At 31.4% G+C, this 12,184-nt stretch carries 13 protein-coding genes; 10 read left to right on the top strand and 3 right to left on the bottom strand.

Translation table 11 applies throughout. The annotated features are described in order from the left end of the window. Positions 1–25: 25 nt before the first annotated feature. The 10 genes from QO190_RS09125 (at position 26) to QO190_RS09170 (ending at position 10,133) form a co-directional block, all read left to right on the top strand. Entirely contained in the window at positions 26–970 is a 945-nt protein-coding gene (locus QO190_RS09125) for an MlaD family protein (protein ID WP_371462693.1), read from the top strand. Between the two features lie 34 nt (positions 971–1,004). Further along, positions 1,005–2,336, top strand: coding sequence for a 4Fe-4S dicluster domain-containing protein (locus tag QO190_RS09130; protein ID WP_371462695.1), 1,332 nt, complete (start codon positions 1,005–1,007; stop codon positions 2,334–2,336). 72 nt (positions 2,337–2,408) lie between these two features. Beyond that, positions 2,409–3,194 (top strand): (Fe-S)-binding protein, encoded by a 786-nt coding sequence (locus tag QO190_RS09135; protein WP_371462697.1) that lies wholly within the window; start codon positions 2,409–2,411, stop codon positions 3,192–3,194. A 72-nt stretch (positions 3,195–3,266) separates the two neighbouring features. Next, the gene (locus QO190_RS09140; protein WP_371462699.1) at positions 3,267–3,755 is read left to right on the top strand and encodes a hypothetical protein; all 489 of its coding nucleotides are present in this window, start codon (positions 3,267–3,269) and stop codon (positions 3,753–3,755) included. A 112-nt stretch (positions 3,756–3,867) separates the two neighbouring features. Next, a complete protein-coding gene (locus tag QO190_RS09145; protein ID WP_371462701.1) occupies positions 3,868–5,007 on the top strand; it encodes a glycosyltransferase in 1,140 nt (379 codons plus the stop codon). After that, positions 5,000–6,664 carry a hypothetical protein gene (locus QO190_RS09150; RefSeq protein ID WP_371462703.1) on the top strand — a complete coding sequence of 555 codons (1,665 nt, stop codon included), beginning with the start codon at positions 5,000–5,002 and terminating at the stop codon, positions 6,662–6,664. Before QO190_RS09145 ends, QO190_RS09150 begins: the two co-directional genes overlap by 8 nt. Beyond that, positions 6,665–7,909 carry an oligosaccharide flippase family protein gene (locus QO190_RS09155; RefSeq protein WP_371462705.1) on the top strand — a complete coding sequence of 415 codons (1,245 nt, stop codon included), beginning with the start codon at positions 6,665–6,667 and terminating at the stop codon, positions 7,907–7,909. A gap of 18 nt (positions 7,910–7,927) precedes the next feature. After that, entirely contained in the window at positions 7,928–8,434 is a 507-nt protein-coding gene (locus QO190_RS09160; RefSeq protein ID WP_371462707.1) for a hypothetical protein, read from the top strand. Between the two features lie 179 nt (positions 8,435–8,613). Continuing rightward, positions 8,614–9,882, top strand: coding sequence for a serine--tRNA ligase (gene serS, locus QO190_RS09165; RefSeq protein WP_371462709.1), 1,269 nt, complete (start codon positions 8,614–8,616; stop codon positions 9,880–9,882). Further along, the gene (locus tag QO190_RS09170) at positions 9,882–10,133 is read left to right on the top strand and encodes a hypothetical protein (RefSeq protein WP_371462711.1); all 252 of its coding nucleotides are present in this window, start codon (positions 9,882–9,884) and stop codon (positions 10,131–10,133) included. The genes serS and QO190_RS09170 overlap by 1 nt, the downstream gene beginning before the upstream one ends. Positions 10,134–10,166: 33 nt before the next feature. Here QO190_RS09170 and QO190_RS09175 read toward each other — a convergent pair whose 3' ends face one another. Genes QO190_RS09175 through QO190_RS09185 form a run of 3 tightly spaced genes read right to left on the bottom strand, consistent with a single transcriptional unit; the run spans position 10,167 to position 12,166 of the window. Next, on the bottom strand, positions 10,167–10,952 hold the full coding sequence (locus tag QO190_RS09175) for a hypothetical protein (RefSeq protein WP_371462713.1): 786 nt from the start codon (positions 10,950–10,952) through the stop codon (positions 10,167–10,169). A 39-nt stretch (positions 10,953–10,991) separates the two neighbouring features. Beyond that, the gene (locus QO190_RS09180; RefSeq protein WP_371462715.1) at positions 10,992–11,726 is read right to left on the bottom strand and encodes a sulfite exporter TauE/SafE family protein; all 735 of its coding nucleotides are present in this window, start codon (positions 11,724–11,726) and stop codon (positions 10,992–10,994) included. Then, positions 11,717–12,166: a FixH family protein gene (locus QO190_RS09185; protein ID WP_371462717.1), complete on the bottom strand. Its 450-nt coding sequence runs from the start codon at positions 12,164–12,166 to the stop codon at positions 11,717–11,719. Before QO190_RS09185 ends, QO190_RS09180 begins: the two co-directional genes overlap by 10 nt. Positions 12,167–12,184 lie beyond the last annotated feature (18 nt).

Here is a 12,184-nt window from a genome sequence, read left to right on the forward strand (position 1 = left end):
TTTGCGCATAAAAATTCATAAAATTGTGAAATACACTAAAGAAATAAAAGCAGGTTTAATAGCACTTTTAGCTATTGTAGGATTCGTTATTCTTTTCCAGTTTATGAAGGGGAAAAGTTTCTTTACATCAGATAATATTTACTATGCAAAATTTGACAATGTAGACGGTTTAGAGCAGTCTAATCCAGTTTCTATTAACGGTTTGAAAGTAGGACAGGTAGATAAAATCCTTCCTCAAACAGCTAAAGACGGAACCATTTATTTTGTGGTTAAAGTTTTAGTAGATAAAGGTTTTAATTTTTCTAAAAATTCTACTGTAGAAATCTTTGAACCGGGAATTATGTCTGGTAAACAAGCACGAATTCATTTGGTTTATGATAAAGCACCTTTTGCTAAAGATGGAGATACTTTAAGAGGAACTTTTCAATCTTCTTTGATGGCAAGTTTATCTTCGCAAGTAGGTCCTGTAAAAGACCAAGTACAAAGCGTTCTTATGAAATTAGATTCTACAGTTGCGGCGACTAATAAAATCGTAGACGAACAAAACAGAAGAGAAATTAAAATACTTTTGGCAAACCTTAACCAAACGGTTGCTTCTTTCAAAAATACTTCTGACCAAACCAATAGATTATTGGCTTCTAGCCAAGGTAGAGTAGAGAATGTGCTTGATAATGCTAATAAAACTATGATTTCTGCCAATGCTGCTGTTGAAAAATATGGAAAAGTTGCAGAAAGTATTGATACGAAACAACTTAATCAAACAGTAGAAAGACTTTCAGAAGTTTCTAATAAACTGAATCAAGTGATTTCTGGGATTAATAATGGAGAAGGAAGCCTTGGTAAACTAGCTAAAGACGAAGAATTATACAATAATCTCAATAAGACTTCTCAGAACATTAATAGTCTAATTTTAGACCTTAAAGAAAATCCTAAGCGATACATAAATATTTCTGTTTTTGGTAAGAAATAATTAACGTATTTTTGAAAAAGAGAAAAAAATAACTATGCAATATTTAGACAATATTTTATTCCTTGTTTTACTCATTGCTGGTTTCGGTCTGTTTTTTAAAAGTTTAAAAGAAATTTACCGAAATATAAAACTAGGAAGAGAAATCAATCGTTCTGATAACCCTTCAGAAAGATGGAAAACAATGGCGACTGTTGCTCTTGGGCAAAGCAAAATGAAAAAACGCCCAGTTGCAGCATTCTTGCACATGATTGTTTATGTAGGTTTCGTGATTATCAACATTGAATTGATTGAAATCATTGTAGATGGAATTTTCGGAACGCACCGTTTCTTAGCTTCAATTTTTGGAGATACACTTTATGGAATTTTTACCGCTACATTAGAAGTTTTAGCTGCATTAGTAGTGATTGCTGTAGTAGCATTCTTCATCAGAAGAAATGGTTTTAAAATTCCTAGATTATCTTCTATCGACCTAAAAGGTTGGCCAAAAAATGATGCCAATTGGATTTTGGTAATAGAATTCTGCTTAATGATGGCTTTTTTCAAAATGAATGCAGCAGATTGGTTGCTTCAGCAAAATGGCGTTTTAGCAGCACACGGAAGTTTCCCTGTTTCATCTAACCTTATTGCACCGATTTTTCAATCTTTCGGTTTCAGTGATGGATTTTTACATTTCATAGAAAGAGGAGCTTGGTGGTTCCACTTTGTAGGAATTTTGTTCTTCATGAACTATTTGTATTATTCTAAACACCTTCACATCATTTTTGCATTCCCGAATACTTGGTATGCTAATTTGGAGAAAAAAGGTAAATTCAATAATTTAGAATCTGTAACTCAAGAAATCAAATTAATGATGGATCCTAATGCAGATCCTTATGCGGCACAACCAGAAGGAGCAGAACCTCCAGCAAAATTTGGCGCTGAAGATATTTTTGATTTGAATCAAGTTCAGTTACTGAATGCCTATTCTTGTACAGAATGTGGAAGATGTACTGCGGTTTGTCCGGCAAATATTACAGGTAAAAAACTTTCCCCACGTAAAATTATGATGTCTACCAGAGACAGAATTGAAGAAGTGGGCAAAAACATCAACAAAAACGGAAAATTTGTAGATGATGGTAAAAAACTCTTAAACGATTACATTACCAAAGAAGAATTATGGGCTTGTACAAGTTGTAATGCTTGTGTAGAAGCTTGTCCTGTTTTGATTGACCCTCTTTCTATCATTTTTGAAATGCGTAGATTTATGGTCATGGAACAATCTGCAGCGCCACAAGAATTGAATATGATGATGACCAATATCGAAAACAATGCAGCACCTTGGCAGTACAATCAAGCAGACAGATTAAATTGGGCAAACGAAAATTAATGTGACAATGAGATGATGTGTTGATGCGAAAATTAACACATCAGCAAATTAACAAATTAGCATATTTACAATATGGAATTCACTATAAAAACAATGGCAGAATATGCTGCCGAAGGAAAATCTCCAGAAGTTCTTTTTTGGGTAGGTTGTGCAGGAAGTTTTGATGATAGAGCCAAAAAAATTACCAAAGCATTTGCTAAAATTTTAAATAAAGTAGGAGTAGAATTTGCAGTTCTTGGTCAAGAAGAATCTTGTACTGGAGACCCTGCAAAACGTGCCGGAAATGAATTTATTTTCCAGATGATGGCATTAACGAACATAGAAGTTTTAAACGCTTACGAAGTAAAGAAAATCGTAACGGCTTGTCCGCATTGCTTCAATACTTTAAAAAACGAATATCCGAGTTTGGGTGGAAATTACGAAGTAATGCACCATACTCAGTTGCTTCAGCAATTGATGGAACAAGGAAGACTAAAAATAGAAGGAGGTGCTTTCAAAGGTAAAAAAATCACTTTCCACGATCCGTGTTATTTAGGAAGAGCGAATGATGAATACGAAGCTCCAAGAGTTCTTTTAGAAAAATTAGATGCAGAATTGGTAGAAATGAAACGTTGTAAAACCAACGGTTTATGTTGTGGAGCTGGAGGTGCACAAATGTTTAAAGAACCAGAAAAAGGCAATAAAGACATCAATATCGAAAGAACAGAAGAAGCACTTGCTCTCAATCCAAAAGTTGTAGCAACAGGTTGCCCATTCTGTAACACGATGATGACCGATGGTGTAAAACACTTCAACAAAAATGAAGAAGTGGAGGTAAAAGACATCGTAGAGTTAATTGCTGAAGCAGAAGATTTGTAGAAATATTGATGGAGGATGGATGCTTGATGTTAGATGTCATCCATCACCCAACATCTAACATCCAACAATTTTATGAAAATAGAAGAATCAACCATAGTAGAAACCAATGATTTCAAAGTCATTATTTATCCCGCTTCTAGAGCGTTAACGGCTAAAGAAGTAAAGGAAATCACGGAGAAATTGTATGATTTTCTTCCTACATGGAATGCGCATGGGAAAGGCTTAACATCGTCTTTTAAAATAGACCACAAGCAATTTATCATCATTACAGTAGACGAAGAAAAAGTACAAGCTTCTGGTTGTTCTATGGATTCTCTAAACGGTATGATGAGAGAAATCGAGGCAGAATATCAATTAGGGATTTTTGACAGAATGAAAGCTTGTTATAAGGAAAATGGCGAAGTAAAAACCATGAAACTTACAGATTTCAGAACAGCAGTTAGAAATGGCGAAATCTCTGAAGATGTAGAAGTTTTTGATTTTTCTAAAGACACTTACGTAAATTATTTATCAGACTTTTTACTTCCTTTTAAGCGAAGTTGGGCTGGTTTTATTAAATAAATTTTAAAAGTCGGGTTTTTTATCCCGACTTTTTTATTTCAAACTTCAATTTGATTTTAGTCAAAATCTATTTCCTAGAAAGTTTTCTTTAAATTTGTATAAAACTATCTGTTTGAGTATTCATAAACGACATAAAATTCTCTTCATTTCGTCTTGGTTTCCTAATAAACTTGAACCTACGAATGGAAACTTTGTGCAGCGTCATGCAGAAGCCATTTCTTTACTTCATGATGTGGAAGTTCTTCATGCGATTGGCAATTTTAACCAAAAGGAGAAATTCGTTTTTGATGATGAAATGATCAATGGAATAAAAACGTTGATTGTTTACTACAAAAATTCCAAGAATCCTTTGCAGAATTTTTTGAGAAGAATGAAAGCTTATCAATTGGGTTTCAAAAAAATGCAAAAGCCAGATTTAGTTCACGGAAATGTTCTTCATAACAACATGCTTTTTGCAGTTTCTCTGAAAAGAAAATACGGAATTCCGTTTGTTATTTCAGAGCATTGGTCGGTTTTTCAAGAGCAAAATCATCATAAAATTTCTAAATCGGCACGTTTTTTAGCAAAAAAAATCGCAGAAAAAGCATCTTTCATTCTTCCTGTTACCGAAAATTTAATTTCGGGTTTGCAAAAATTAGGAATAACTACTCCTATGAAAGTGGTAGGAAATGTGGTAGATACAAATTTGTTTTCGCCAAATTATAAAGCATCTGAAAAGTTCACTTTTTTACATATTTCTAATCTTATTGCACTGAAAAATCCTGAAAAAATCATCAAAGCAGCGATAGATTTACATCAAATAAATCCCCATTTCGAATTACAAATTGGTGGTGATGGAGATTTGAAGCCTTTACAAAAAATGATTCACCTGAATAATGCAGAAAGTTATATTAAAACTTTCGGGATGCTTAGTTTAGAACAGGTTTCAGAGAAAATGAAAGCTGCGAATTGTTTTGTACTTTTTAGTGATTATGAAAATCAACCTTGTGTGATTTTAGAAAGTTTAGCTTCTGGAATTCCTGTTATTGCCACAAAAGTGGGTGGAATACCTGATTTATTAAATGAAAAAAGAGGTTTTTTAATAGAGAAAAATGATAGTTATGCATTATTAGAAGCCAAGAAAAATGTGCTACAGAAAAATGTAGCACTAGAATCTTCTGAAAATTTAAGAAAATATGTTGTAGAAAATTTCTCTAAGTCCGTAATCGCCGAAAAATTTTCTGAAATTTATAATAAAGTATTGAATGTTTAGTGGATTTGATTTACAGTTGAAAGATAAGTCATTAAAATATAATGTTTATTTTAATGATGTTTTCGATAATTTGAATTATGAAGATTCAGATTATATTGTTGTACTAGAAGGTTGTATTTTAAATAAAAGCAAGTTACTTCAAACTTTTCAGACAGATGCGTTTACTGAAATTATTATTCAGTTATACCATAAAAAAAGAGAACTTTTTCCAAACGAATTGAGTGGTGAATTTAGAGGCTTTATTTTTGATAAAAAGAAAAATAAGCTTCTCATCTATAATAATCATACTGGAACACAGAGGGTTTTTTATCATCAAACAGCTCAGCATAATTTCTATGTAGACACCAATCTTCTTCGACTCACAAAAACAGTTAAAGACTCTGAGATTTTAGATTTAAAACCTAATTCAGATGCTTTTTATCATTTGGTTACAATAGGTTATATTTTAGGCCACATATCTCCATTGAAAAATTTTTTTAGACTCTTAGAAGGTTCTATTATTTTGATGGATAATATTTCCGGTTATTACGAAATAAAGCATTATTTTGATTTGTACGATATCGAAATATTTAAAGGATCAAAAAAAGAGGCGCTATTAGAGGCTGATCATTTGTTTAATGAAGCGGTAATCGAAGAGTATGAAAAGGATTTAGAAATGGGAAAAGAACATTTTACTACGATAAGTGGAGGTTTAGACTCTCGTTTAGTTCTATTTTATGCGCTCAAAAATAATTTTAGAAAGGGGCAACGCTTATTTTGTTTTTCTCAGAAAAATTATACCGATGAAATTGTAGCAAAAGAAATTGCAGAATCAGAAAAGCTTAAACTTGATTTTGTATCATTAGAAAAATTTGAATTTATTTCTAATATAGATAAGCTTACAAAAATCAGCGAAGGATTTAATCTATATTTTGGATCTATTCACGTAGATTTTGCAATGTCTAAATTAAAAGTAGAAGAAAAGAAAAAAATAGGATTAATTCATACAGGACAAATAGGAGGAGGTGTTTTAGGATCTTATCTGAAATCAAAAAATCCTAGACCTATTGACATTTCTACATTGGTTTATAATAAAGAATTTTTAGAAGAATTTAAAGAATATATTACACCATACCTTAGTGAAAAGTACAGAGAAGATATTTTTTTAACTAAAACTTCAGGTTTTAATGCTACTATATTAGGAAGTTTAGTTTTTAATCAATATTCGTATCAAAGTTCGCCATTTATGAATAAAGATTTTTTAAGATTTATCTTATCGATTCCTTATGAGTGGCGCTTCAGAAGTAATTTTTATGTAGAATGGATTAAGTCATATTGTAAACCAGCGACTCAATTTGTTTGGGAAAGAACACACATGAAGCCTAATGCAAAATGGAAAACATTTTTAGGAGATTATGTGATGAGAGGAGTTTTTAATTACTATCAGAAATTTAGAAATAAGAGTGAAAACGTAAGTATGTTTCCTTACCAATATTATTTTGATAGAAATGAAAAATTGAGAAAAATATATGATGACTATTTCTTAGAAAATATTAAGTTGATTGACTATGATTATAAATTAACCGAAGCTGTAAAAACTCTTTATAGCAAAGATGATTTTCACAAGAAAGTATTTGCAATACATATTTTATCTGTTCATAAACTATATTTTTCATAAATGAAGAGTCTTCAAGAATTTTTGCAGAATTTTTTTAAAAATAAAGGTCAATATGTGTTTTTTTCACTATTGATTGCAAAAATCTGTGGACTTATTTCGTCTATTGCGGTGGTAAGAATGCTTCCGCAAAGTGATTTTGGAATGATGACGATTGTGGCTTCTGTTTTTGCGGTTTTTGCGACTTTTAGTGGGCTTGGTTCTTCGCAAGGATTTCTAAGATTCGGTGCCATTGCAGAACAAGCAGAAGAAAAAGAAAAACTTCATCAGCATTTTTTTCTTCAAGGATTTTTATATCAGTTAATTCTTTCTGTTCTATTTATTTTTTCGAGCTTTTTTTTCGTTCAGAAATACGGAGATGTTTTGCTAATTTTTATATTTTTCACCATTCGGTTGATTGGTTTTTATTTTTTCAATCATATACAGTCTTATTTTAGAGTGTATCATGATAACAAGAACTTTGCTCGAGTGAATAATGTGGTCAATGTTTTTGGACTGATTTTAATTATTATTTTAACTTACTTTTTCGGGTTAAAAGGTTATTTATTGGCTATTTCACTTGCTCCATTTTTATCTTTATTCTGGTTTTTTAAATATAAAATTCTAAACTTTCAGAGAATAAAACTTCAGAAAAAAGAACTTTGGAGTTATTCGTTTTATGCTGTTTTTACTGCTTTTTTATCAGATTTATTGTTTTCTTTAGATATTTTACTTCTAGGATTTTTATTAAACGAAAATGCGGTAGCAGATTATAAAGTAGCGATTATTTTGCCATCCAATCTTACTTTTTTGGCAGTATCTATGTTACAAGCAGATTTTCCAAAAATTGCTAAAAACGCTCATAATCAATTATTTGTAAAAGATTATATTTCGAATTACTATAAAATTTTCATTCCGATTTGTTTAGTCATTTTTGGAGTTTCATTTTTCTTTGCCAAAGAAATTTTAACGCTATTTTTCTCATCTCAATATGCTCATGAAACCCAAGTGTTTTTAATTTTGGTCATAACATTTTTAATGAATATGTTATTTAGAAATTTATTTGGGAATTTACTTTCTGCAGTAGGAGAAATGAAGAAAAATACCATTGTTTCTCTATTTTCATTGATTGTTTTGGCGATTTCTGCTTTTATTTTAGTCCCAAAATTTCAAATTTTAGGAATGGGAATCAGTGTTTTTTTAGCGATGACATTTTCGGGATTTCTTGGGATGTTTTTTTTCTGGAAGTATTTTAAAAAATTAGGTTAGAAAAATTATCTTTGCAATATGAAGTTCAGCAGATTAATCATTTTAGGGATTTTAATTTTTCTTAACTCTTGTAGAGGAGAAGATGAAAGTGACTTGCAGAAAATAGACCAAGTTCTTAATATTTACATCAAAAACGCTGCTGGGAAAGATTTGCTCAACACCAATATTCCTGGAGGTTTTACCGCTGTGAGAGCTCAGGATTTAAATGCGGATAGAGCTTTGCAAGATATTACAGGAATTTCTGTCAAAAAAGACCAAGACACGATTGCTTATGTAGATTACGCAACTGGAGCGGTTAGAATTTTAAAAGATTCTATTTCGCCAAGTCAAAAAACGTATCAATCTGATTTTTACATCAATCTTTCTAAAATAGTAAATAAAGAAACAGTAACAGATGTAGACACCGTAAAAGTAGAGTACAATTGGTCTCCTAACTTGTTTCAAGTCTCCAAAGTTTGGTATAACAATAAACTTTCGTTTTCTAAAGTGGAAGGACAGCCAAACATCATTCATATCGTAAAATGATACCAATTCTGATGATAAATAATCTAATAATTTTGGTAGAATGCCGATAGATTATTTATTAGGACAATTTTAATTGGACTATTATAAATTACTAATCGGTATAATTCCGTAAATTTGCATAAATCATTAAAATTTGAGTTTTATTTCAGACTCAAATCTTAACTCTCAAACCAAATAAGATGTTACAAGTAAGTTTTTTGCGCGAAGAAAAAGAACGCGTTTTAGAAGGTCTTAAAAAAAGAAATTTTAAGCAATTAGAATTGGTAGATGAAGCTATCCAATTAGATGACGAACGTAAAAAAACACAACAAGAATTAGACTCGCAATTGGCTGAAATCAATAAAATTTCTAAAGAAATAGGAATTTTAATGAAAGAAGGGAATAAAGAAGAAGCCGAAGCTGCTAAATCTAAAACTGCTCAATACAAAGAGTCTTCCAAAGAACTTACTACAAAACTTTCGGAAATAGAAACTTCTTTGCTTAATATTTTATATCAAATTCCAAATATTCCTTACCATTTGGTAAAAGCTGGTGTTTCTGCGGAAGATAACGAAATCGTTTATCAATCTCACGAAGTTCATGGATTGGGAGAAGGTGCAATTCCGCATTGGGAATTGGCAAAAAAATATAATTTGATTGATTTTGAACTCGGAGTTAAAATCGCAGGTGCTGGTTTCCCAGTTTACTTAGGAAAAGGCGCTAGATTGCAAAGAGCTTTAGTTCAATATTTCTTAGATAAAAATACAGATGCTGGTTATTTAGAAGTTAATCCGCCTCATGTTGTGAATGAAGCTTCTGGTTATGGAACCGGACAATTGCCTGACAAAGAAGGTCAAATGTATCACGTAGGAATTGATGATTTATATTTAATTCCAACTGCAGAAGTTCCCGTAACAAATATTTACAGAGATGTTATTTTAGACGAGAGAGATTTACCAATTAAGAATACAGCTTTCTCACAGTGTTATAGAAGGGAAGCGGGAAGTTATGGTGCTCATGTTCGTGGTTTGAACAGATTACACCAATTCGAAAAAGTAGAAATTGTAAGAATAGAAAAGCCAGAAAATTCTTATGCAGCTTTAGAAGAAATGGTAGCGCATGTAAAATCTATTTTAGAAGATTTAGAATTGCCTTTCAGAATTTTAAGATTGTGTGGTGGAGACCAAGGTTTCACTTCTGCGATGACTTATGATTTTGAAGTTTGGAGTGCAGCACAAGAAAAATGGCTAGAAGTTTCTTCGGTTTCTAATTTTGAAACTTTCCAAGCGAATCGTTTAAAATGCAGATTCAAAGGTGACGGGAAAACGCAATTAGCCCATACATTAAACGGTTCTGCAATGGCTTTGCCTAGAATTATGGCGGCATTGTTAGAAAACAATCAAGTAGAAGGCGGAATTAAGTTGCCGAAAAAAGTAGCGGAATACGCTAGATTTGAAATGATTGATTAATGAAAAATTTTAAACAGATTTTTTCTGAAATTCTTATTGGTATTGTAGGTTTTTTTGGAACTACTATTGATTCTAAAATAGGATTAGGAATTTTTCTTTTATTTTTAGGAGTAGCTTCAATATTTATTGAAACTGTTAATTTTGAAGAGAAAGAAGAATTTATTTTAAGAATTTTAGGATTTGTCTTTTTAATCTTTTCATTTTTATTATTCTATTTTAGAATTAAAGAGATTAGAAAAATAAATAAATAATAAAAAACCACCGAAATTTTGGTGGTTTTTGTTTTATTCTGTAATGATGATTACTTTTTTGTCCTTTTCGTTGAGTTTTAAACTTTCGTCAAGAAGTTGTTCAAAAGAAAAAGACATATCAATCGTGTAATCATCAATTTGCTTTATCCAATCGTGTTTTCCTTGGATGGATTTTATTTTGGTTTCAAACTTAATTTTGTTGTTGAATTTAGTATTAAACATCTTCATCATAGCAAGTGCAGATTCTGCTTCTGCTTTAGCTGAATCCGTTTTAGCTTCTAAAGTCATTTCTTTTTTTAAGGTTTCAGAAAAAGTTTGAGGATTAAAATATTCTGTATCTAATGTTAATGTTTTTCCGTCCCAAATGGTGTTGTCAGAACTTGTGGCGCTTATAAAATTGCTTTTTTTAGATGTTCTAGAGAAATTTTTGATTTCTTCTGGAGTTAATCTATCCATTTTAAAAGCAATTCCCGTCATTTCATTATTTTCAAAATTAGATTTTACAAACATTTTTTTGATTAACTGAATGCTGTCTTTGTCTTTAGTCATCGGGATTCCCTTTTTTTCTGAATCTTCTTGCATGATTTCGTACATGTTTTTCCAATCTCTAGGGTACATTTCGAAATCTTTAAATTTATTATTAGAATTTGCAGAATCACCACTCATGTTTTTTGCCATCGCAAGTAAGTCTTTCATGTCAATATTCATGAGAACACTAGTGGTTTTATCTTGATGATAAGTGGTAACAGAATCTACAGCACAAGCTTGGAGAATAATGGCCAATAGTGGAATTAGCCAAAAAGTAAATTTTTTAAGCATAGATTTGATTTTAAAATTCTGAGCTAAAAGTAAGAAAATTTAGTGACAGTTTTCGTCTGAAGTTTTCTCTGAGTTCATTTTCTTTTCTACCTTCAAAGCTTCCTTTTTAGGTGAGATGTAAGGAATACCTAATTCTAGACCTCTTAGAATGAATAAACCTCCTAAAATGAGCATAATAATCGGTACAATCTTAAGAATTTTGTTTCGAAGAGCCGTGTTAATTAGATTTCCGAAAAGAACAGTGGCAAACATGAACGGAAATGTTCCCAAACCGAAAATAGCCATAAAACTTGCGCTTTGCCAAATTCCGCCTGCTGCTAAACTTGCTGTAAGTGCCATGTAAACCATTCCGCAAGGAAGAAGTCCGTTTAATAATCCTGTCAAAAATCGAGAGGAATAATCAGATTTTTGTAAAAATTTTCCGAGATTGATTTTAACTTTAAGTAAAGCATTATTAATGGCTGGAATTTTTGAGGCAAAATCTCCTCCGAAAGAGAAAAGTGACATAATCATCAATAAAACTCCAGCAAAAATGCTGATGTATTGCTGAATTCCTGCGAGCTGAAAACCTTCGCCTACAATACCTACAATGGCTCCTAAAATAGAATAAGTGAGAATTCTGCCGAATTGATAAGTAAGATTTTGAAGATGGAAATTAACTTGTTTTTTTTTAGACAATCCTAGCGAAAGCGCAATGGGACCACACATTCCTATACAGTGGAATCCGCTTGCAAAACCTAAACCTAGTGCCGCTAAAATAAGGGTTATTTCCATTCTACGTCATAATCTACTTGGTAATCTTTTCCGTCTTTGGTCCATAAAACTTTTAGTGTATAAGAACCATGAATCATAAAATTCTTTGGGATTAAAAAGCTATTATCTGCATCTAGTTGCACAGAACCTGTTTTGTCTTGTGTTTTGTCATTGGTTCTGTATAAATAGTATTCTATTTTAGCATTTTGATTGTTGATATCTTTAGGGAAAGCAACTCTAATTCCGTAAGGCAACTGTGCATATTGAGGCTTTGTAGCTAAAGTTTCAGCATTATTTTTAGCATCGATCACTTTTTGATAAGATAATTCGTCTTCATAATAATTTTCGGTAACCAACTCAGAATTCTGTTTACCAATTGGAAAAATGAAAATTAAATACAAAATAAAGGATATAAAAAGTCCTAAAGCGACTACTATACCATGTCCCCAAGTGAATTTCATTAAAAATATTTTTTAAAA

It is taken from the genome of Cloacibacterium sp. Arc13, from assembly GCF_041431305.1.
GTDB lineage: Bacteria > Bacteroidota > Bacteroidia > Flavobacteriales > Weeksellaceae > Cloacibacterium > Cloacibacterium caeni_B.

Excerpts from the sequence above, each read along its gene's own strand:
- QO190_RS09130 (WP_371462695.1), top strand. The coding sequence starts at position 1,005 with ATGCAATATTTAGACAATATTTTATTCCTTGTTTTACTCATTGCTGGT.
- QO190_RS09135 (WP_371462697.1), top strand. The coding sequence starts at position 2,409 with ATGGAATTCACTATAAAAACAATGGCAGAATATGCTGCCGAAGGAAAA.
- QO190_RS09140 (WP_371462699.1), top strand. The coding sequence starts at position 3,267 with ATGAAAATAGAAGAATCAACCATAGTAGAAACCAATGATTTCAAAGTC.
- QO190_RS09150 (WP_371462703.1), top strand. The coding sequence starts at position 5,000 with ATGTTTAGTGGATTTGATTTACAGTTGAAAGATAAGTCATTAAAATAT.
- QO190_RS09155 (WP_371462705.1), top strand. The coding sequence starts at position 6,665 with ATGAAGAGTCTTCAAGAATTTTTGCAGAATTTTTTTAAAAATAAAGGT.
- QO190_RS09160 (WP_371462707.1), top strand. The coding sequence starts at position 7,928 with ATGAAGTTCAGCAGATTAATCATTTTAGGGATTTTAATTTTTCTTAAC.
- serS (WP_371462709.1), top strand. The coding sequence starts at position 8,614 with ATGTTACAAGTAAGTTTTTTGCGCGAAGAAAAAGAACGCGTTTTAGAA.
- QO190_RS09170 (WP_371462711.1), top strand. The coding sequence starts at position 9,882 with ATGAAAAATTTTAAACAGATTTTTTCTGAAATTCTTATTGGTATTGTA.
- QO190_RS09175 (WP_371462713.1), bottom strand. The coding sequence starts at position 10,952 with ATGCTTAAAAAATTTACTTTTTGGCTAATTCCACTATTGGCCATTATT.
- QO190_RS09180 (WP_371462715.1), bottom strand. The coding sequence starts at position 11,726 with ATGGAAATAACCCTTATTTTAGCGGCACTAGGTTTAGGTTTTGCAAGC.
- QO190_RS09185 (WP_371462717.1), bottom strand. The coding sequence starts at position 12,166 with ATGAAATTCACTTGGGGACATGGTATAGTAGTCGCTTTAGGACTTTTT.